This window comes from Pseudofrankia saprophytica (assembly GCF_000235425.2).
Taxonomy (GTDB): domain Bacteria; phylum Actinomycetota; class Actinomycetes; order Frankiales; family Frankiaceae; genus Pseudofrankia; species Pseudofrankia saprophytica.
On sequence record NZ_KI912266.1, the window covers coordinates 8022409 to 8042893 of the forward strand.

At 71.8% G+C, this 20485-nt stretch carries 18 protein-coding genes; 8 read left to right on the forward strand and 10 right to left on the reverse strand.

Annotated elements, in window-relative coordinates:
• Nucleotides 1–190: 190 nt before the first annotated feature.
• Nucleotides 191–817: a TetR/AcrR family transcriptional regulator gene (locus FRCN3DRAFT_RS47530; RefSeq protein WP_007513696.1), complete on the reverse strand. Its 627-nt coding sequence runs from the start codon at nucleotides 815–817 to the stop codon at nucleotides 191–193.
• An 86-nt stretch (nucleotides 818–903) separates the two neighbouring features.
• Between FRCN3DRAFT_RS47530 and FRCN3DRAFT_RS0233880 the strand changes: the two genes are divergently transcribed.
• Nucleotides 904–2415, forward strand: a complete 1512-nt coding sequence (locus FRCN3DRAFT_RS0233880) for an MDR family MFS transporter (protein WP_007513694.1) — start codon at nucleotides 904–906, stop codon at nucleotides 2413–2415.
• Nucleotides 2412–2795: a VOC family protein gene (locus FRCN3DRAFT_RS0233885; protein WP_007513692.1), complete on the forward strand. Its 384-nt coding sequence runs from the start codon at nucleotides 2412–2414 to the stop codon at nucleotides 2793–2795. The genes FRCN3DRAFT_RS0233880 and FRCN3DRAFT_RS0233885 overlap by 4 nt, the downstream gene beginning before the upstream one ends.
• A gap of 159 nt (nucleotides 2796–2954) precedes the next feature.
• On the opposite strand, the gene FRCN3DRAFT_RS0233890 is transcribed toward FRCN3DRAFT_RS0233885, so the two are convergent.
• Nucleotides 2955–3587 carry a TIGR03086 family metal-binding protein gene (locus FRCN3DRAFT_RS0233890; protein ID WP_027141184.1) on the reverse strand — a complete coding sequence of 211 codons (633 nt, stop codon included), beginning with the start codon at nucleotides 3585–3587 and terminating at the stop codon, nucleotides 2955–2957.
• A 226-nt stretch (nucleotides 3588–3813) separates the two neighbouring features.
• Between FRCN3DRAFT_RS0233890 and FRCN3DRAFT_RS50140 the strand changes: the two genes are divergently transcribed.
• Nucleotides 3814–5859: a WD40 repeat domain-containing serine/threonine protein kinase gene (locus FRCN3DRAFT_RS50140; protein ID WP_007513690.1), complete on the forward strand. Its 2046-nt coding sequence runs from the start codon at nucleotides 3814–3816 to the stop codon at nucleotides 5857–5859.
• 351 nt (nucleotides 5860–6210) lie between these two features.
• On the opposite strand, the gene FRCN3DRAFT_RS0233900 is transcribed toward FRCN3DRAFT_RS50140, so the two are convergent.
• From FRCN3DRAFT_RS0233900 to FRCN3DRAFT_RS0233920, 5 genes are all read right to left on the reverse strand, one after another.
• Entirely contained in the window at nucleotides 6211–7158 is a 948-nt protein-coding gene (locus FRCN3DRAFT_RS0233900) for a zinc-dependent alcohol dehydrogenase (protein WP_007513687.1), read from the reverse strand.
• Between the two features lie 119 nt (nucleotides 7159–7277).
• Nucleotides 7278–7730 carry an SDR family oxidoreductase gene (locus tag FRCN3DRAFT_RS47540; RefSeq protein ID WP_007513685.1) on the reverse strand — a complete coding sequence of 151 codons (453 nt, stop codon included), beginning with the start codon at nucleotides 7728–7730 and terminating at the stop codon, nucleotides 7278–7280.
• A gap of 36 nt (nucleotides 7731–7766) precedes the next feature.
• Nucleotides 7767–9839, reverse strand: coding sequence for an MFS transporter (locus tag FRCN3DRAFT_RS0233910; RefSeq protein ID WP_007513683.1), 2073 nt, complete (start codon nucleotides 9837–9839; stop codon nucleotides 7767–7769).
• 118 nt (nucleotides 9840–9957) lie between these two features.
• Entirely contained in the window at nucleotides 9958–10617 is a 660-nt protein-coding gene (locus FRCN3DRAFT_RS0233915) for a maleylpyruvate isomerase family mycothiol-dependent enzyme (RefSeq protein WP_007513681.1), read from the reverse strand.
• Between the two features lie 130 nt (nucleotides 10618–10747).
• Nucleotides 10748–11338 (reverse strand): TetR/AcrR family transcriptional regulator, encoded by a 591-nt coding sequence (locus tag FRCN3DRAFT_RS0233920; protein WP_007513679.1) that lies wholly within the window; start codon nucleotides 11336–11338, stop codon nucleotides 10748–10750.
• A gap of 177 nt (nucleotides 11339–11515) precedes the next feature.
• Here FRCN3DRAFT_RS0233920 and FRCN3DRAFT_RS0233925 point away from each other — a divergent pair, with 177 nt between their 5' ends.
• The 3 genes from FRCN3DRAFT_RS0233925 (at nucleotide 11516) to FRCN3DRAFT_RS0233935 (ending at nucleotide 13679) form a co-directional block, all read left to right on the forward strand.
• A complete protein-coding gene (locus tag FRCN3DRAFT_RS0233925) occupies nucleotides 11516–11776 on the forward strand; it encodes a hypothetical protein (protein WP_007513677.1) in 261 nt (86 codons plus the stop codon).
• 227 nt (nucleotides 11777–12003) lie between these two features.
• Nucleotides 12004–12834, forward strand: coding sequence for a nucleotidyltransferase domain-containing protein (locus FRCN3DRAFT_RS0233930; protein ID WP_007513675.1), 831 nt, complete (start codon nucleotides 12004–12006; stop codon nucleotides 12832–12834).
• Between the two features lie 128 nt (nucleotides 12835–12962).
• Nucleotides 12963–13679: a GNAT family N-acetyltransferase gene (locus FRCN3DRAFT_RS0233935; protein ID WP_007513674.1), complete on the forward strand. Its 717-nt coding sequence runs from the start codon at nucleotides 12963–12965 to the stop codon at nucleotides 13677–13679.
• A gap of 89 nt (nucleotides 13680–13768) precedes the next feature.
• Here the strand turns inward: FRCN3DRAFT_RS0233935 and FRCN3DRAFT_RS0233940 are convergent, their stop codons facing one another.
• A complete protein-coding gene (locus FRCN3DRAFT_RS0233940) occupies nucleotides 13769–14899 on the reverse strand; it encodes an ArsR/SmtB family transcription factor (protein WP_007513672.1) in 1131 nt (376 codons plus the stop codon).
• A 28-nt stretch (nucleotides 14900–14927) separates the two neighbouring features.
• Nucleotides 14928–16145 (reverse strand): M20 family metallopeptidase, encoded by a 1218-nt coding sequence (locus FRCN3DRAFT_RS0233945; protein ID WP_007513669.1) that lies wholly within the window; start codon nucleotides 16143–16145, stop codon nucleotides 14928–14930.
• 366 nt (nucleotides 16146–16511) lie between these two features.
• Here FRCN3DRAFT_RS0233945 and FRCN3DRAFT_RS0233950 point away from each other — a divergent pair, with 366 nt between their 5' ends.
• On the forward strand, nucleotides 16512–16874 hold the full coding sequence (locus tag FRCN3DRAFT_RS0233950) for a hypothetical protein (protein ID WP_007513667.1): 363 nt from the start codon (nucleotides 16512–16514) through the stop codon (nucleotides 16872–16874).
• 155 nt (nucleotides 16875–17029) lie between these two features.
• Here the strand turns inward: FRCN3DRAFT_RS0233950 and FRCN3DRAFT_RS0233955 are convergent, their stop codons facing one another.
• Nucleotides 17030–19207 carry a protein kinase domain-containing protein gene (locus FRCN3DRAFT_RS0233955; RefSeq protein ID WP_007513665.1) on the reverse strand — a complete coding sequence of 726 codons (2178 nt, stop codon included), beginning with the start codon at nucleotides 19205–19207 and terminating at the stop codon, nucleotides 17030–17032.
• Nucleotides 19208–20018: 811 nt separating this feature from the next.
• Between FRCN3DRAFT_RS0233955 and FRCN3DRAFT_RS0233960 the strand changes: the two genes are divergently transcribed.
• Nucleotides 20019–20483, forward strand: a complete 465-nt coding sequence (locus FRCN3DRAFT_RS0233960) for a 2,4'-dihydroxyacetophenone dioxygenase family protein (RefSeq protein ID WP_007513663.1) — start codon at nucleotides 20019–20021, stop codon at nucleotides 20481–20483.
• The last annotated feature ends 2 nt before the right edge of the window (nucleotides 20484–20485 follow it).

Sequence of the window (20485 nt, forward strand, 5' to 3'; positions counted from 1 at the left end):
GATCCCGGACTCCCTGGTGGCCCGTGGTCCATTGGCGGTCCGCCCCTCGGTGATGGACCAGGCCTCGATGAGGCGCATGGCGCGCCGGGCTCCCCACCGACGATGCACGCCGCGTAGACCCACGGCCCGACCGCGCCCTCGCAGGCCTGCTTCTTCGATCAGCGTGGCGCGGCGGGTGCCCGCGCCGCTGTCAGGCGGTGCAGCCCTGCTCGATCATGGTGAGGGCGTCCGTGCCGGCGGCCATCAGCTCGGCGGTGAAATCCGGGCCTAGCCGGCCGTCGATCGCGGCCTGTTGGACGGCGCGCGACATGGCGCGGCTGACGCCGACCAGGGCGGTCGCCAGCACCCAGGGGCGCAGGTCGCGGGGCCCCGCTTCGAGGTCAGCCGTGACGAGCGCGGCGAGCGCGGCGACAGACCGCTCCGCCTCCTGGCGTTCCCGCGCCTGCAACGCGGGGCTCTCGCGGATCACCCGGGCCACCACGGCCAGTTGCTCTCGCGCGCCCGGGTCGGGGGTGACGAGCAGCCCACGCGGCTGAAGCAGGAACTCCCGGAACGCCGCCGGCACGGAGACACCCGGTCCGCGGCCGCGGATCGCACCCAGCAGAGCGGTGTGGAACGCCGCCATGCCGTCGTAGATCAGGTCTTCCTTGGTCGGGAAGTAGTTGAAGACCGTCGCCGGCGACACCTCGGCCCGCTGCGCGATCTCGGCTACGGGCACCGCCTCGAAGCCTCGCTCGGCGAACAGCGCCACCGCTGCCTCGACGATCCGCTGCCGCCTCGCCAGCTTCTGGCGCTCGCGGAGGCTCACCTCGGTCATGGGATCACCCTACCCCCTTGTTTTGGTGTCGCACAAAATTTAGAGTCTCTATAAAGTTAGTGTGACACCAAGGAGGCTCCGATCCCATGTCAACAAAGATCACGTCCCATCCGGCCGGACCGCGGCCCGAGCACGACGCGACGGCTCCCGCCCCTCCCACCCCTTCCAGCCCTCCCAAGCCGACGACGAGGACCGAGCGGCGGGAGCGGCCCGCACCGCTGGACCGAGCCGCGCGCATCGTCGTCGCTCTCGTCGTGCTCGGCGCCATCACCACCGTCCTGGACGCGACGATCGTCAGCGTCGCCCTCGACCGGCTGGCGAGCGACTTCGCCGTCGGGCTGACCACGGTCCAGTGGGTGATGACCGGCTATCTGCTGGCGCTCGCCGCGGTCATCCCGATCACCGGCTGGGCAGTCGACCGGTTCGGCGCGAAGCCGGTCTGGCTGGTCGCCGTCGGGACGTTCACCGCCGGCTCACTGGCATGCGGCCTCGCCTGGTCAGCGCCCAGCCTGATCGCGTTCCGTGTGTTGCAGGGCCTCGGCGGCGGAATGGTGTTCCCCGTCGGGATGACGATGGTCGCCAGGGCCGTGGGGCACGAGCGGATGGGCCGGGCGATGGCCGCCGTGGGCGTCCCGATGATGCTCGGGCCGATCCTGGGTCCGGTCGTCGGTGGCGTGCTCGTCTCGGCCGTCGACTGGCGGTGGATCTTCTTCCTCAACCTGCCCATCGGCGTCGCCTGCCTGCTGTGGTCCGCCCGCGCGCTCGAGCCGCAGCCAGGCAGCCGCGGCCAGCGCCTGGACGCCGTCGGCCTCGGCCTGCTCTCCCCGGGGCTGGTCGCGCTGGTCTACGGCGTCACGTCGATCGCCGGTGACGCGGACGGAATCGGCGCCGCCGCGCTGGCCTGGATCGGCGCGGGCGTCGCCCTGCTGGTGGCGTTCGCGGTCCGCGCGCCACGCGTCGCGGCGCCGCTGCTGGACCTGCGCCGCTTCACCGCCCGCGGTTTCACGCTGGCCGCCCTGGTCCAGGTCGTCAGCGTCGGCGCGCTGACCGGCGCGATGTTCCTGCTGCCGCTCTACTACCTGCAGGTCCGGGGAGCCTCGGCGCTGGAGACCGGGCTGCTGCTCGCCCCGCAGGGCGTGGGCGCGGCCGTGTCGCAGGCGCTGGCCGGCCGCCTGGTCGACCGGGGCCGTGGCCGTCTCGTGATCCTCGCCGGAAGCACGCTGCTGACGCTCGGATTCGTCGGCTACGCCCTGGCCGGCGACGCGGGCGACGACCTGGTCCTGCTGCCCGCGCAGGTCGCGCTCGGGCTCGGCGCCGGCTGTCTGTTCGCCCCGACGAGCGCGGCCGCGTACGCCACGCTCGACCGGGCCGCTATCGCCGGCGCGACAACCCTGCTGAGCATCCTCCAGCGGACCGGTGGAGTCGTCGCCACCGCCGTGTTCGCCGTCATCCTGCAGCACCAGCTGTCGGGAACAGCCGACCGAGCCCATGCGTTCAGCGTCACGTTCTGGTGGCCGGCCGTGCTGGCCGCCATGGCTCTGATCCCGGCTCTGGGCCTGAAGGCCTCCATGACGGAGCCGAAGGGAGCGCGGAAGTGAGCATCGAGCTGAACCACACGATCGTCTGGTCGTCCGACCGGGACGCCACCGCCACCTTCCTCACCGAGATCCTCGGCCTGCCGGACGCGCCGGTCTACGGGCCGTTCCGCGTCGTGCAGGTCGCGGGCGTCAGCCTGGACGTCGGCCAGGCCACCGGCGAGGTCCACCCGCAGCATTACGCCTTCCTGGTGGGCGACCGGGAGTTCGACGAGATCTTCGGCCGTGTCCGCGACCGCGGCCTGTCCTGGTGGGCCGACCCGATGCTCACCCGCGCCGGCGAGATCAACCACCATGACGGCGGCCGTGGCGTCTACTGGCAAAGCCCCGACCGACACATTCTGGAGATCATCACCGTCCCCTACGGCGGCGCCGCCGCGTGAGCCGAACGGCCGACCGCCTGGACGGGGTCCGCGACCTTCGCGGGCCCCGTCCCTCGTCGTCGGCCTGGTTCCAGGCGATCCGTCCCCGCTCAGAACACTGGGCCGGCCAGGCGCCGCCGTTGACTGGCCGCCGGTGACTGCCGCCGGTGACTGGGAGCGTCAGGAGACCGGCTGACGGGACGGTTGCCAGGCGGGGTCGCGGCCGGTGAGGCCAACGAGCTGGTCGAGTAGCGGCGCGTGCGCCGGCACGGAGACCGGTGCGCCGAACAGGCCGGGTGTTCCGTCCGGAGCCTGTTCGACGACCGTGCTGACCCAGCCGTGCGCCGACCGCAGCGCGTCGGTGAAGGTGGGGTCGTCGGCCGGGTAGGGCTGCCCGGTCGCGACGGCGAGGTCCCACCCGTGAATGACGATCTCGTTGAGCGCCACAGCCCCCGCCGTCTCCGCCGGCAAGGGCCCTCCGCCCACGTAGGTGCTGCCCGTCCACGCCGTCGGTGCCAGCCACGCGTCGGCGAGCTCGGCGATCCGGTCCGGCAGCCTCTTGCGCCAGTCGTCTCCCAGCCTCGACGGGTCCGGCACCGGAGCCGCGCCATCGCCCGGAAGCCGGTGCTTGGTCGCGGCGGCGGTGAAGGCGACGCACAGGCCGTCGACGTGGTCGAGCAGCCAACCGACGGAGACGCCCTGACAGGGCGTGGGCGCGGCGAGCTGGGCATCCTCGATACCTTCGATGATCCTGGTCAGCGCGGCGGCGGCCGGACTCAGGTCGACGTTCGTGCCGTCTTTCTCTTCGGTCACGGTGTCCTCCACATGATCGGCGTCCTCCGCATGATCGTCCGGTACGTCACACCAGTGGAGACCACGGAAACCGCGGAGACTCATCGATCGGCGCCGCCTCGAGCGCGTGGCCGATCCACGATGCGCTGCCGGTAGTCGGTTGGGTGACCATCGTGTCCGGGCGCGCCTCAGCAGCATTACCCTCCGGCGCTGGAAGCCGAACCGTGCTGGTCTTGGGGGGTTGGTTGTGAGCGGGCTCCCCGCGGCGGCGACGGCACTCGAAGCCGGCGACCCACGCCACGTGGGGCCCTATCGACTGCTGGGCCGGCTCGGTCAGGGCGGCATGGGCTGGGTGTATCTCGGGCGGCGGGTCGAGGGGGTTGGCGACGCCGGGACACGGCCCTATGTCGCGGTCAAGGTGATCGCACCCCACCTGGCTGAGATCCCGGAGTTCCGGAAGCGCTTCGCGCAGGAGGCACGGACCGCTCAGCGCGTCGCGCGTTTCTGCACCGCCGAGGTGATCGAGGTCGATGTCACCGGCCCGCGGCCGTATCTGGTCACGGAGTTCATCGATGGGCCGTCGCTGGCTGACCAGATGGCCCGTCGGGGACCGCTGCCGCCGGCCGAGGTAGAACGACTCGCGATCGCGGTGGCGACGGCGCTGAGGGCAATTCACGCCGCCCAGCTCATCCACCGCGACCTCAAGCCCGGGAACATCATGCTGTCGCCATCCGGGCCGCTGGTCATCGACTTCGGCATTGCCCGCGCACTCGACGCCGCCGCCACCACCTCGGGCTGGCACGGCACCCCGGCCTACATGGCGCCGGAACAGGCGAACGGGCGGCCCCTCACGACGGCCGCCGACGTCCATGCCTGGGGCGCGGTCCTCATCGCCGCGTCTACCGGGCACCCTCCGTTCGGAAAGGCGCCGCTGGCGGTTCTCCTGCATCGGATCGTGCACGACGAGCCCGACCTGTCCAGCCTTCCGGCCACCCTGCGTCCCGTCGTCGCCAGCGCCATGCGCAAGGAGCCGTCCCAGCGGCCGACGGCATCCGAGCTTCACGACCTGGTGAGCCAGGCATTTCACTCGGTGCAGCCGGCGGTCGAAACAACCGTGGACGTGGACGTGGACGGCGACGGGCCAGGCACGCTCCAGCCGACACGTGTGCTGACGCGGCGTCGGAAGGCGGCCCGGCGTGGCGTGTTTCTCGGCTTCGTGGTCGTCCTCGCGGCCGCTGTCGCGCTCACCCTGATCCTCAGGAACGGTGACCGCCGGGAAGACAGCAACCGCCGGGAAACGAGCGCGGATCTCCTCGCGGCGCATCCGCCGCAACCTGTCGGCCAGCCCATGACCGGCCACCGCAACGCCGTTCTTTCCGTGGCGCTTTCCATAGACGGAAGGACGCTGGCCAGCGGGGGCTTCGACGGCGCCGTTCGGCTGTGGAACGTCGCCGACCCCGCCCATGCGGCATATCTGACCGGACCACAGACCCCACGCAAGGATGCCGCCGTGCGCGGGGTCGCTGTCTCGCCGGACGGCAGGATCCTCGCCAGCGCGAGCCTCGGCTCCACCGTCCTGCTCTGGAACATCACCAACCCCGCGGTGCCCGCACGGCTGGGCCAGCCGCTTCCACACACCGACGCGGTGCGCGCGGTCACGTTCTCACCCGACGGGTCGACGCTCGCCACCGGCGGACGCGACAAGACCGTCCACCTGTGGGACATCCGTGATCCCGCCGATCCCAGGCCCCTGGGACAGCCGCTCGAGGGCAACACCGAGGACGTCGTCTCTCTCGCCTTCTCACCCGACGGCAAGACGTTGGCGAGCGGAGGGTGGGACCATTCAGTCCACCTCTGGGACCTCACCGATCGCGAGAGACCCAGGGCGCTCGGCCAGCCGCTACGTGGCCACACCGACGTTGTCTGGACTGTCGGGTTCACCCCTGACAACCGCACCCTGATAACCGGCAGCGCGGACAGGACCGTCCGCCTCTGGGACCTCGCCGACCGGAACACGCCGAAGCAGCTTGGCGCGCCGCTGACGGGCTATCGAGATGCCGTCTGGTGCGGCGCCCTCTCGTCCGACGGATCCCTGCTGGCCATCGGCAGCGCCGACGGAACCGTCCGCTTCTGGGACATCTCCGATCCCGCCAAACCCGTCGCGCTGGAACCACCGCTCGACACCCACCACGGCAAGGTCGAATCGATCGTGTTCTCCCCAGACGGCACCCTCCTGGTCACCGCCGGCTCCGACTCCACAATCCGCCTCTGGAGACTCGGCACAGCGCAGTGAACAGCGCGCCCGGCGCATCCGTCGGGCCACGAGCGTCGAACAGTCGTAGAGGTCATCGTCGTAAGGCTCGATCGCGAGCAGATCGGCCGCTCCATCGCCTCCCCAGCTGCCCAACCGTGACGGTCTCCGACACCGCCATCTCCTCGACGACCTGGTTCGTCGCGATGGTCAGGAACAAACCACCGGATCTCGGTCAAACGTCCGCGAGATCGTGCCGCCCCGCTCGGGACTCGCCGACAACCCGGCCGAGTCGATGTGAGCGTGTTCTCAGTGAAACGTGCGCACGGTAGATCGACAGGTTCGCGGTGCTTCGGTCAGCCTGTTTCCGCTGGTGCGGTGGTGATGCCGGGCTCAGGCGACGTCGACGACGACCTTGATGGCACCCGACTCGCGGTCGCTGGCCACCCGGAATGCCTCGGCCGCGTCCTCGATCGGGAAACGATGGGTTATGAGCGAGTCCGGGATCTCGGGGCGTGCGGCGAGCATCTTCGCGGCTTCGAGCATCTCCCGCTTTCCGGCATGCCCGCAGTACCCCATCGACGCGACCAGCGTCACTTCCTTGGTCAGCAGGGCCGAGTACGGCACGTCGAGGCCACCATGGTGGACGCCCAGGAGCGATACGGTCCCTCCCGGCTTGACCAGCTCGATGCTGCGCTGCAGCGAGCTGGGCGATCCGGCGGCCTCGATCACCACGTCGTAGAGCGTCCCGGGCTCGGGCTCCGCGGCCCCCAGCCGCTCGCGGATCTCGTGCTGATGGCGGTAGCGGGCCTCGAGCACCACCTCGTCGGCGCCCTGGGCCTGGGCCGCGGCCGCGGCCAGCTGGCCGATCGATCCGCCGCCGACGACGGCGACCGTCCGTCCCGGCGCGGTCCCGCCGAGCCGAACCCCGTGCCAGGACACCGAGGCGGGCTCGGCGAGCGACGCGTTCGAGATGTCGAGCCCCGCCGGCAGGTCGAGGACCTTGTGGGCCGGTACCCGGAACTGCTCCACCATGCCGCCGTTCTGCATGATGCCGAGCGCCTTCCTGGTGGACTGGGCGCAGAGGTTGTTCCGGCCCTCCAGGCAGAAGCCGCACTCCCCGCAGCCGAACAGGCCCTCCACCAGCGCGGGCGTCCCGTCCGCCTTCCACCCGGCGAGCTCGTGGCCGAGGATGAACCGGGTCCCGAGACGCAGGTAGGCGAAGTCCGAGGCGCAGATCCCGGCAACGGCCATGGTCAGCAGCTCGCCGTCGTCCCAGCCGGGCACGTCGTCGACGTCGACGACGATGGGCCGGCCCTGATGCCCTCGGACTGCCTTCATTGCCGTCCTCCCACCGTCGATGCCGCACAGCCTGCTGCCACGGCAGACGTGCATCTTCCCTCGCCCACCCGGCACGCGCGCTCCTTCCCACTCCGCGATCCGTCCATCCGTGGGTTCGGTTACAGCTCGGCGAACAGGGAAGGCTCGGCGAACGAGGCGCAGACCCCGCCGTCGATGAGCACGTCGGTCCCGTTGACGAAGCTGGCCTCGTCCAAGAGGAGGAACGCGACCACCGCGGCGACCTCCTCGGGAAGGCCTCTGCGGCCCAGCGGCGTGCGTCTGACCAGCGCGTCGAGCTGGACGTCGTTCGCTTCCTCAGCGGCCACCATCGGGGTGTCGATCGTGCCGGGCGATACCGAGCAGACCCGGGCGCCGACCGGGCCCAGCCGCACCGCCTCGCGCCGCACGAGCCGGACGACGCCCCGCTTCGCCCAGGCGTAGGCGAGGCCGGCGTTCTCGATGTCGGGCCCGAGAGCGGCGCGGATGCGTTCGAGGAAATCCGCCTGAAGCACCGCGTCGAGCGCGGCGTCGACCGCCGCGTCGGACGTCCCGATTCCGATCCACGGGATCAAGGAGGCGAATGGGACTCCTGACTGGCTTCCAGGTCGTCAGTCCGAGCGCAGCTGGTCCACCAGCCAGCCGACCGGGCTGACGCGGATCGCGAGCCGTAGCACCGTCGCCGACCACCCCGGGAGGTCCCCGTCGTCGGCGCGGCGGTCGACGGCGTGGTCGAGGCCGTGCCGGACGGCGGGTGTGAGCTCGTCGTTCGTAAGGGGCAGCCGGGGCTGGCCGCTTTCGGGCAGCAGTGTCAGCAGCAGCGCCGCCCGACTCGTCCGGAGCTCGCAGGCGGCTCCGTCGAGGGTGTCGAGCGCGAGCTGTTGGACGAACCCGTCGGCGCCGCCGAGCGCGAAGGCCGGCTGGGTGGTGCAGGGATCGGGTACGGACAGGCCGCCCCGCCCACCGGAGCGGAGGGTCGAAGCGGCGAGGCCGATCGCCAGTACCGGCGACAGGACGACAGCGACCGCCCTCGTCGCCCGCCCGAGCCGGGCGCTGCCGGCGGGGCCGCCGGTGCGAGCAGGGCCGGCGGGGCGAGTGGGGCCGGCGGGGCGGGACGTCGGCCCTCGCGGGGCCGGCACCGACCACCGCCCTGGCCCGATCCGCGACGCCGGTACCAGCGCGAGGAGCGCACACAGGGCACACAGGGCGAACGAGTTCCGGAAGGCGCCGGTGACCGCCGTCGTGATGATGCCGGACAGGGTGTGCTGGAGGGTGTCGAGGCTGCCGTCGGGCGCGACCTGCTCGAACACCTCGTCCAGGTCGGGCAGCTCCCCCGCGGGAGTGTCACCCAGCGCCTCCCCCAGCGTGCGGGCGAGCGAGACCTTGCTGGCCAGCGGGACCGGTTCACGCAGTCCGGCCTCGGTGCCGGCCACGACCGCGTCGTCGAGCCGGGCGCCCAGTGAGGAGGCCAGCAGGGGCGTGACCGCGGCAAGCGCGAGCACGAGACCGACATGGCGCGCGACGACCGAGACGGTGCCGTCGAACGCCAGGCGCGGGCCGACACGGATGGAGGCCTCGGTGAGCGTGGGGACCGCGAGCCCCAGCCCGAAGCCGGTCACGGCGAGCGCGGCGGCGGCCGTCGCCCAGCCCTTGTCGGGGACCAGCGCCAGGCTGGCCAGCCCGCCGGCGACGGTCAGGCAGCCGGCCAGCGCCAACGTGCGCGGCCGGCGGCCGGCGGTGACGTAGCGGCTGGCGAGGGTACCGAGCGGGAGGACGGTCGCCACGGCGGCGGCGGTCAGCGGCGTCGCGCCCCAACCATTGATCATCAGAAGGATCACGAGGAACAGCGCGCCGACCAGCGCCGCCGACACCAACGCCAGCGCCACGTGCGCGGCGATCAGCCGGGACGGCCGCATTTCGCTGGTACGCGCCGGACCGGGTGACCCCAGCGGACCGGACGGCCCAGCGGGGCCGGCCGGGCCAGCGGAGCCAGCCGGGCCAGCGGAGCCAGCCGGCCAGGGCTGGCCAGGTGAGTCCGGAGTGGCGCCGCGCACGGGGAGCGGCCTGGCCCGCGCGGCGCGCGGCAGTGCCACGATCGCGGCCGCGGCCAGCGGGGCCTGGACGAAGAAGATCGCCCGCCAGCTGAACACCTCGGTCAGCAGCCCACCCGCGGCGGGGCCGAGCGCGGACCCGACCGCGGCCGCCGCCGACCAGGCCGCGAGGCCCGCCTGGTCCGATCCGGCGAGCCTCGCCAGCAGCGGGAGGGAGCCGGCGAGCAGCAGTGCCGCGCCGGCTCCCTGGATGACGCGCAGCCAGGTCAGTGACCCGAGCGAGCCCGCCGTGGCGCATCCCAGGGAGGCGAGGAGGAAGACGACCAGACCCAGGGCGGTGAGCGCCAGCCAACCGCGCCGGCGTACGAGCAGCAGGACGGGTACCGCCGCGAGCACGATCGCGACGTTGTAGCCGGTCACCACCCACGAGACCGCCGAAACGGTCGAGTCGTACTCGGCGAGCAGCTCCGGCGCCGCGAGCACCACGATCGAGGCGTCCGCGAAGGCGACCGCCACGGCGAGCGCCAGCAGCCAGCCCGACAACGGCAGCGCCGCCCCACCGCCACCGCCGCGTGGTCGAGTCATCGCCGCGGACCAGGGAGCCGGCGCCTGAAGTCCTTCGTCGGCGGTCACGAGGACCAGCCTCCCCGCCATCCGCGGCGGCGTCACTGGCGCTTACCCGACATCTCGCCCTGGTGGCGTCCCCACCCTTCCGGCACCGCGCGTGTCCACAGGACGGTTTGGGCCGTCATCAAGGCTCCTGGGCGGACGGGAGCCTTGCACGCAGGGCGCAAGCCCCTTCACCGGACAGCCGTGGCATGGCGGCGGGGCGGCCGGTGAGCAGCAGCAGGATCGCGTCCATCGGGCCGTCGACGGGCGCGCCCTCGCCAACGGCCCAGTCCACGTCGGACGCGGTGAGCCGCAGCCCCCTTAGTCGTTTCCTGGGGAAGAACGGGTAGCCGAAGAACGGGAGGACGACGGACCAGACCCGGTCAGCGGCGACGGCCGCGGCGTCGGCGGGGGTCTCGAGGGGTCGGTCGAGGGGAATAGCAACGTCCAGGCCGTGCACCAGGATGTCGATGAGGGTTTCCCGACAGGTGACGCCCGCGTTGTGCTTCCGCGAGCCGACCATTCCGCGGATCTCGGTGATCATCTGCTCGGTCGGCGTCGCCGCGCGCAGGCATGCCGAACGGTGGATGATTCGCTTCATCCCGCCCGGCGACCGGGCCGCCATGCGAAGCGCCCCGCCCAGTCCTGTCTGTTGCATGGTCAGGTGGGCCGCGACATCCCGCACGGTCCAGCCGTCGCACAGCGAGGGCGTGCGCCATTCGTCGTCGGTCAGTTTTTCCAGCAGGTCGGCGACTCGTATCCGCTGGGTGTCGATGGCCTGCCAGACCTCGTCGGTGTTCATGGGTGTTCCCTCTATGCCTGGTGGAGTGTCCGTGCCGCGACCATCCGGGCCGCACGGCGAGACGGGCGCGCGGGTCGTGCTCGCCGCCGTGATCGGCCCAACGCGTCGGGGCGCATGACGCCTGGGTACTTCAGGAGTCGCTGTCTCGCGAACCCCGCTCGCGCTGGGTCTGGATCAGTGACGCCAGCAGGGCGTCGAGGTGCGCCATCGGGTCGAAATCCGGGTCCGGGATCGCCAACTGGTGCAGAACGAGTCCGGTCAGGTAGTTGCCGACGACGTGGACGTGATGGTCGGGGTCCGTCGAGCCCACCAGGCGCAGCCAGGTGGTGAACCAGGTGTTCACCCGGGTGCCGGTGGCCGCGAGCTGCGCCCGTAGCTCGGGCCGGCGGGAGGCCTCGACGAGGATCGCGTACCGGGACAGGGTCAGTGCCCGGTTGCGGCCCGCGCTGTCGCGGGCGAACACGGCCAGGGCCCTGGCCAGGTCCGTAGTCGTTCGAGGTGCCAGGTGCGCGGCCAGCTCCTCCCAGTTCGCCCGCTCCCGCGCCGCGAACCGCTCCACGATTGCGTCGAACAGCGCCTCCCTGGTGCGGAAGTAGTTGGACGTCGACCCCGCGGTCAGCCCCGCCGCCGCGTCCACAGCCCGGTGTGTCAACGCGCGAACTCCCTGCTCCCCGAGCAGGTCGATCGCCGCGTCGAGAAGGTCATCCCGTCGGCCAGCCACGAAAAGAAACTACACCCATAGTTGTTTTCACTTCAAGTGTAGTACCGTGCATCCGCGACGGCGTGATCGCCGCTGCCGCTCCATGAGTTCCGGCCACCGCGGCACGCCGCCCGCCGGCGCCGCGCCGGCCGGCCAGCCGGACCGGCCGACATCCCACCCGTAGCGAAGGAGACCGTCATGGCCCAGATCGCGATGCTGCTGCTCACCGTTCCGCTCGGCATCTACCTCGCCAACCGCCGAACCGCCTACCTCGCCACCATCATCCTTTTCGCGGTCGTCCTCGCGGCGCAGACCATCGTCGTTCACGCGGACACCCCCAGCGACATCAACTGGACCTACTGGCTCCTCAACGCCGCCACCCTCGCCGTCGGCCTCGGGCTCACCACCGCGGGCCTCGCGCTCGGCCGCCGGCGGCGGACCCGCCGAACCGCCAACTGAACAGGACCGAGCCAGCACGGCCACGGGTGGTGTGTGGCCTCGCTTGAGGGGGAGGCCACACACCGCCCGTGGCGCATGCTGACTGGCGTCGGAGCCGTCGCGACGAGGCCGCCGCGGATATTCCTCCCGCCTTTCCGCCCTTTCTCTGCCGCGTGCGTGCGCGCCCCGCCACTCCTGCTCGGCATAAATCGTTCGATATCGGTCAGGACGTGTGGGATGGTCGCGACATGTCGACGGCGGTGACGCACACGGAGTATGGAAACCGGGATCTGGCGTTGGCCGGGGAGATCCTGCGGACCGTCGTGGGCTCCGGGTTGCACGGAATCGCGATCGCGGGAACCGACGACCACGACGAGATGGGTATCTTCGTCGAGCCGGCCCATCATGTCCTCGGCATGGCCGGACGGTTCGAGCACTACGTGTACCGGACCCAGCCGGAAGGAGCACGCTCCGGCCCCGGCGATATCGACCTGGTCATTTACTCCCTGCGCAAGTACCTGCGGCTGGCGACCCAGGGCAACCCCACCGCCCTGCTGCCGCTCTACGCGCCGACGGACGCGATCATGGTCATGACGCCGCTCGGCGAGGAACTGCGCGCGCTCGCGCCGGCCGTCCTCTCCCAGCGGGCGGTACGCCGTTTCCTCGGCTACCTCGCCGGCCAACGGGCCCGCATCGGCGGCCAGGCCACGCCTGCCGGCAGGGGCTTGGCCGCGCGGCACGGTGGCTGGGCACGCCCGGAACTGGTGGCCAGGTACGGCTACGACGTCAAGTTCGCGTCGCACGCGCTACGGCTCGCGTTCCAGGGCCGCGAGGTCGCCACCCACGGCCGCCTCACGCTTCCCATGCCCGACGACGAACGCGAACGCGTCCTGCGGGTCAAGCGCGGCGACGTCCGCGACGTCACCCAGGTCCTCGACGAGATCGCCACCGTCGAGGCCGAGATCACCACCCTGCTCGAGACCGGCCGCACCCCGCTCGCCCCTGACCCCGACCTGGCCACGATCAGCGAGTGGTCCACCGACGCCCATCGCCGCCACTGGGCCTGGACCTCCGCCTGACCCCGACCCGACGGACCAACAGACAGACCGACTGTCCAGACCCAGGATGCGGTCGCCGCGCGTCGGAGCCTGGCAAGCTCCGGCGCGCGGCACCGACACACCTGACCAAACCGCGCGAGGATGGCGGCATGCCACGGCTGAACGACCTGGGGCAACTGGTGGGAGATCCGGTCAGCTGGTCGACCGCCCGAGCGCCGCGGCCGCGGGTGTTCACGGGGCGCTCGGTGCGGCTGAGCCCGTTGTCGGCCTCGGAGCACGCGCGGCAGGTGGTCGAGCGGCTGAGCCCGCATCCACAGCTGTGGACCTATCAGGGCGACGACGCGCCAGCCGATGCCGAGGAGGCGGCGCGGGGGATCACCGCCTTCGCCGAACGGGCGGACATGTGCGCGTTCGCGATCATCGACCTGGCCAGCGGAATGTTCCAGGGCCGGGTGGCTCTGCTGCGCGGTCAGCCGGCCGTCGGGTCGATCGAGGTCGGCGGGATCATCTACGCGCCGGCCCTTCAGCGGACCCGCTCCGCGACCGAGGTGCAGTACCTGCTCATGCGGCACGTCTTCGAGGACCTCGGCTACCGCCGCTACGAGTGGAAGTGCGACAGCCTCAACCAGCCCTCCCGGGTGGCCGCGGCCCGGCTGGGGTTCGTCGAGGAAGGCACCTGGCGCAACGCCCTGGTCGTCAAGGGACGCAACCGGGACACGACCTGGTTCTCGATGACCGACGGCGAGTGGCCCTTCGCCCGCAAGGCCCTCGAAGCCTGGCTCGCGGACGACAACTTCGACGCCGCCGGACGCCAACGACGCTCCCTCGCCGACCTCCGGGCCCGCCTCGGCGACGTCGCGACGTGAAGGCACGCGGACGATGTGCGATCCCATCGCCGGGGTAAAAGAGACCGAGAATGTTCGGGGAACGCCCGCGCGGGTCGCCCTTGCCCGCGTCAGTACTGCAGGGCCGTGGCCAGGTCGCCGCCGATCCGTTCGACCACCGCGAGGTCGAGTCGGTAGTGCACATAGCGGCCGCTGCGTTCCACCTGCGCCAGCCCCAGGTCGCGCAGGACGCGCAGATGCCGGGAGACCTGCGGGCGGGTCATCCCCAGCCGGTCCGCCAGGTCGGCGTTGGTCATCGCCTGGCGGGCGATCAGCCGGCACAGCCGTACCCGGCTCGGGTCGGTGAGCGCGAGCAGGCGGGCGCGCGCCAGGGTGACGCCCACCGCCGGGGCGTCGACCGGGAAGTGCACGACGGGCGGCAGCCCAGGCTCGTTCTTCACCAGCAGGTGCGGCGCGCCGTACCGGGTCGGGATGAGCAGGACCGGCGTGCGCGCCGGGCTGATCACCGCCTGGTGCACCTTGTCGAAGACGACCCGCGTGGGGCCGTCGGCGCCCGGCGCCGAGGGACGCGTCAGGCGGGCGCTGGACGGGCTGAGCGAGACCAGCGCCACCGCCGGGCCCCTGTCGGCGAGCAGGCGGCGTACCCGGTGCGCGGCGCGGGTGAGGGTGGGCGCGGTCTCGGCCCACAGGTCGCCGAAGAAGACGCGGCGAGACAGGTCGAGAAAGCCGAGGACGTCGGCGCGCAGCAGCTCGGGGGCACGCAGCAGGTCCTCGGCGAGCGCCAGGTGGGGCTCCGGCAGCGCGGCGGCGGTCTGGCGCAGGACGGCGGCCTGACCGGTGTCGCGCAGCACGCGGCCGAAGTCGAAGCCGCCGTATCCGCTGGCGCAGGTGTAGGCGGTCAGCTCGGCGAACCGGTCCAGCGACAGCCCGGCGAGCGGCATGCCCAGGCCTGGCCCGCCGGTGCCTGGCCCGCCGGAGACCGGGCCGCCGGAGACCGGGCCGCCGAGCCCTGGGTAGAACGCCCGCCATCGCAGGGCCGTCCACAGCGGCGCGAACCGACGCAGCCCTGCCCGGAACTCGGGTGGGGCGGTACCGACGACAGCCGTGGCCCAGCCCGCGTGTTTGGCATGGTGTGCGTGCTCGGTGAGCACATGCAGGCTGGCGGCCAGCTCCGCCAGCGGCGACACGGCGACGGAGAACCGATCGGGACCGGCCCCGTCCAGGACGATCACGACCGACATGACCGGGCCCGGGCCGGTTGGCCGCCGTTCAGCTCGCCACCCCACCAGTGGCGAACTCGGCGCGCGCGCCGGCGAGCAGCTCGGGGTCGGTGAGCAGGTCCGTGACCACTCTCGCCAGCCCGGTCGCGGCGACCTGGGTGCGGTCGTGGGCGAAGGAGGTCCGCGCCGCCGCCCGCATCGCCTCGGAATGGCCCGGCGTCCCGGGCTCGGCGATCTGGATGTAGGGGTGGATGACCGGCAGCAGCTGGCCGAGGTTGCCGATGTCGGAGGAGCCGGCCGGGCTGTCCGGTTCGCCGGCGGCGATGGGCACGCCGAGCGCCCGCACCGCCTCGCCGAAGCGCTCGGCGAGCACCAGGTTGTCGCGGCGCTCCGCGTACAGCGGGCCGGTCTCGGCGACCTGCGCCCGTGTCCCGGTGGCGAGCGCCGCGCCCTCGGCCGCCGTGCGGACCCGCGCGACCAGGTCGAGTGCCGAGGCCGCCGTCCGGTCCCGTACGTAAAGATCGACGGCGGCGCGCGCCGGGACCACGTTCGGTGCCTGCCCGCCGTCGGCGACGATGCCGTGGATCCGGGCGGTCGGCGCCGTGAACTGACGCATCGCGTCGATCGCGGTGAGGAACACCTGGACTCCGGCGAGCGCGCTGCGGCCCAGCCACGGGGATACCGCGGCGTGCGCGCTTTCCCCGGTGAAGACGACGCGCAGGTGCGCCGCCGCGAGCCCCGGCCGGGTGGTCAGCGACCGGTCACCCGGATGGAACATCACCGCCGCGTCCACCTCGTCGAACACGCCGGCCTCGGCCAGTCGGACCTTGCCCGCGCCGCCCATCTCCTCGCCGGGGGTGCCGATGACGGCGATCGTGCCCGGGTGGTCGGGCAGCACGCGCACGGCGGCGATCGCCGCGGCCACTCCCCCGGCGGCGATGAGATTGTGGCCGCAGCCGTGCCCGACCTCGGGCAGGGCGTCGTACTCGGCGAGCACGGCGATCCGCGGGCCAGGGCGGCCTCCCTGGTGCACGGCCACGAACGCCGTCTCCAGGCCGCCCGCCGGCGCCAGCACCGTGAAGCCCGCCTCCGCGAGCCAGGCGGTCAGCGTCCGCTGAGCATGGAGCTCGGCGAACTTCAGCTCAGGGTGGGCATGGATCGAGAGGCTCACCTCGTCCATCCGGGGCCGCAGCGCCGCGAGCGCCGCGGTCAGGCTGTCGAGCGATGGCCTGGTGTCCTTGGCGGGCGTGGCTGGGACGAGGGACATGGGACTCCCGTCGCACGGAACACGAGACACGAGACACGAGACACGGAACACGGAACACGGAACACGGAACGACGCGCGCCACGCGGGCCGACGCGTCGTCACGTGCGGTGAATTCGGCCCGTGACGTCGATACTGCGGCCTTGACCACGCGGACGACCTTCGGTTACCGCAGTCGCGGTAACCGCCCATCTGGCCGTGACCACGCTCGTCGTCGTAACGCCGACGGCCTTCTGTCGTCTGGACGGCGTCGTGACCGGCCGTCAGTACGGTCGGCCGGCTGCCCGCACGCACGGGGTGTCGACGGAAACCGCTAGCATCGCGGCGCATTCCCCAGTAATTCGACGGGCCTGGCCGTGAGGCGGTCCGGTGGGCAACGTGCTCGCCGGTCAGAACGTCGGTACTGGGAGACCTTACGAGCGGCGGGGACAGATGACGAACGACATCGGAATGGCGACGACCGAGCAGCGGCAGGTCCGCCACCTGGCCGGGCGACCGCTTCGGATGGGGCCGGCATTCGCGCGTCTCGCGCGCCGGGCCGGCCAGGTGGTGCTGGCGGCGGGGGCGCTGGTGCTTCTGTCGGCGGGTGCCGCCTCGGCGGCGGCGCCCGTGGTCGAGGCCAAGAAGGAACGCGACGCGGGCGACGTCACCATCGGCGCCGTCATCATCGTGGTCCTGCTGGTCCTGCTGTTCCTGATCTACCGCGTGATCCGCAAGCGCCTCCGCGGCTGACCGAACCACCGACACCGGCGACACCGGCGATTCTCAGCACCCTGGCTCTCGCCTTCGCCCGTTCTTCGGGCGGCCCGTCAACGTCAGCGGCCGGCCAGTGCGCGTCCAACGCGCACCGGCCGGCCGCCGCTATGAGACGAGTGCCGGGATACCCGTCAGCGGGAGTCCCAGCGGAGCTGACCGTGGTAGCCGTGGCCGGTGGTGAGCTGGCGGTCGGGGTTGTCCGCGGCGTTGACGTTGGTCATGTAGATCTCGCGGTCGCCGGGGTTGTTGGGGTCCCGGTTGGACGTGAAGGTCAGGATGCTGCTGCTTCCGGGCGCCCACGCCGGGTCCTGGTCGTCGGCGCCGACCTCCTTGGTGATCACGATGATCTTCTTGGTGTTGATGTCCATCGCGTAGATCTCGAGCTGCTGCGGGTCGCCCTTGACGACGCGGCTGAACGCGAGCAGCTTGCCGTCCGGCGACCAGGTCGGGTCCGCGTCGAGGTTGCCGGTCTGGGCGTTCTCGACCTTGTTGAGCGGCACCGCCTTGGCTCCCGGATCGGTCGAGATGATCACCAGGAAGCCGCGGTCACCGCCGAACTCGTTCGACCAGTAAGCGATCCGCTCCCCGTCCGGCGACCAGGATGGGTCGGACGCCTGCGGCGCCGTGTCCAGCCTCCGGACCGACGACCCATCCATCGCGATGATGTAAAGGCCGGTGTGCGACTGGCCGGTCTCGTCCGTGGTCGACCGGATCACCGCGAACTTGCCGTCCGGCGAGATCGACGGCCGGGCGTCCGGGGCGATGGAGATGTTCGCCGCCGGGCCGGACGTGAACAGCTGGACCGGCTGGCCCGTCCCGTCGGCGGCGACCGCCATCATGGTGTTCTTGAGGCCCTTGTCGATGTAGAAGATCGTCTGTCGGTCCGGGCTGATGGCCGGGAGCAACAGGTCGTCAGGGCCGCTGATGACGTTCTTGAACTGATTGATCGTTGGGAGGCCGGGCGTCGCGTTGTCGGCGTCCGGCACCTGCGCGGTGACGATGTGGTACTTCGGGTCGGCGCCGACCTTCTGGGCGAGGACCATGGTGTCAAGGCCCAGCGGGGCGGTCGAGCGGGGCAGGAACGCGCTCGGGTCGCCCGACTTGTCGTCCTTGCCTCCCAGGACCATCGGCAGCACGGCGGCGAGCGCGGCGATCACGATGACCGCCGCGACGATGCCGAGGATGAGCGGTCGCTTGCTTCGGCGCTTCTCGGGCTGGCCGCCCGGCGCTCCCTGCCCGGGGTATCCGTACGGCGGGGCGCCGCCGGGAGCGGGGGCCGGCGTGTTGGCGACCCGGGTCGCCACCTGGGTCGGGACGAAGTTCTCGTCGGCGGGCTGGCCGGGACGGGTGGCTGCGAGGGTGGCGAAGTCGCCACCGGTGGTGGCCGGGCCCCTCCCGCCCGTCGGGGCCGGGGGCACCTTCCAGTCAGCGAGCACGTTGGTGACCTGCTCGTCCTGGTCGCCGGTGTCCCCCGCGTCGCCAAGGAGGCGGTCCATCAGCTGGCTGGCGTTCGGCCGCTCGTACGGGTTCTTGCGCATCGAGTCCCAGACGATCGGGTGCAGCCCGGGGTCGACGCCGTCGAGCCTCGGCTCCTCGTTCAGCGCCCGGAAGAGCAGCACCTGGGCGCTGCCCATGCCGAACGGGTAGTGGCCGGTGGCCGCGAAGGTCACCAGGCCGCCCCAGGCCCAGATGTCGGCCTTCGAGGTGATCGGGTCGCCCCGGATCTGCTCCGGCGACATGAACGCCGGGGTGCCGAGCTGCTGGAGGTCTCCGGTCAGGCCGGCCCCCGAGTCCAGCGCCCGCGCGATGCCGAAGTCGATGACGCGCGGTCCGAACGGGGAAAGGACCACGTTCGACGGCTTGAGGTCGCGGTGCACGATGCCGGCGGCGTGGATCGCGCGCAGCGCGGCGGCGACGCCGACGGCGAGCTGCTCGAGGTTCGCGTCCGCCAGCGGGCCGCCCTTGGAGACGAACGACTGCAGCGTCGGACCTTCGATGAACTCGGTGACCAGGTAGGGCTGCTCGGCCTCCGGGTCGAAGTCCAGCACCTCGGCGGTGCAGACCCGGGCGACCCGGCGCGCGGTCGCCGCCTCCTGCCGGAACCGGCTACGGAACTGCGCGTCGTCGGCCACGTCGGCGCGCACCACCTTGATGGCGACGAGCCGGCCGAGCTCCGACCGTCCCAGGTAGACGGTTCCCATCCCGCCCTGGCCCAGCTTGCCCAGCAGTGTGTAACTGCCCAGCGTCCGCGGGTCGTTCTCACCCAACGGTGTCGCGCGGCTGCTGACGTTCGCCTCTGACGACGCCATCGCCCCACCTCTCTCCCCTGATGGACGCCGGCCACGCGACAGCCCAGAATGACGATCCCATGCGGGCAGAATGCTACCGTCTGGCGATTTCCACGAATGGGCGGGAAACCAAGCCGACGCAGTCGTTGCCGCGACAGCGGCGCAAGATGGGCCGGTCGGTGACCGTTCGGCGACGAGCCACGGACGACGCTGACTGACGCTCCGTCACCAAGGCCAGCGTGATCCGTCCACCGATCCGCCCCCGCCGGGGGTGCGCGAACCGCGGTCAGCGTCCACGCCGGCCGAAATGTCCGTTATTCGACAAGGCGTCCGCGGCGATGCCCGCGGGTTTCCCGTCCTCGGTGAGCGAACGGCTCGCACGGGCCGCCGTGGCGGGGCCACCGCGGCGCCCACGATTCGCCTCTCCGCCCCGACGACGCCGAACCTACGGACCAGCACTCGGCCGGCCATCGGTGTGAATCGGCCCGGCTCGCGAAATCGCCCAGCCCGGGCAGCTTCCGCGCCCAACACCAGCCCCTGAGCGAGGGGTCCCCACCGATCTGCCGCCCGACCCCCGTCGACGCCGAACCTACGGATCAGCGTCTTGCGGGCATTGGCAGATCGGTGGGGGTGGCTGGACCGCCGGCCGCTGCCCCGAACTGACGCCCCCCGCGTGCCGGTTCTGGGTGACGGTCCAGCCAAGGTCAGGAAACCGCATCCCGGCGCCGCGGACCTCGTATCCTGACGGGTTTCCGGGTATTCCTTCGCAGGCTGGTCCGGCAGCCACGCTCCCCACGGCCACCCCTGCCCACGACGCAGAAAGGCAGCTGCCATGACGATTCTCGACAGCACGAGCACTCCGCCCGCGGTCCATGTCGGCGCAGACGACCTACCATTCGTCGAGATCGGCGGCGGGAGCAAGCTCAAGGTGATCCAGGTCCGCGCCGACGAGAGCTTATGGGTCGTGGAGAACATCTTCCAGGCCGGCTATGAGGTCGCGACCCACCGGCACACCGGTCCGGTGTACGGCTACACCGTCTCCGGGGCCTGGAAGTACAAGGAGTACGACTACGTGAACCGCGCCGGGTCGTTCCTCTACGAGCCCGCCGGTTCCGTGCACACCCTGATGTGCGTCGAGGACGACACCCGGGTCTGGTTCCAGATGTACGGCAGCAACCTCAATCTGGGGCCGGACGGGCAGGTCGAGTCGGTGACCGACGGCCCGGCGGCGCTCGCCGCCTACGTGGCGCTCTGCGCGGCGCAGGGCCTCGGCCGCCCGAACGTCCTCGTCGGCTGACC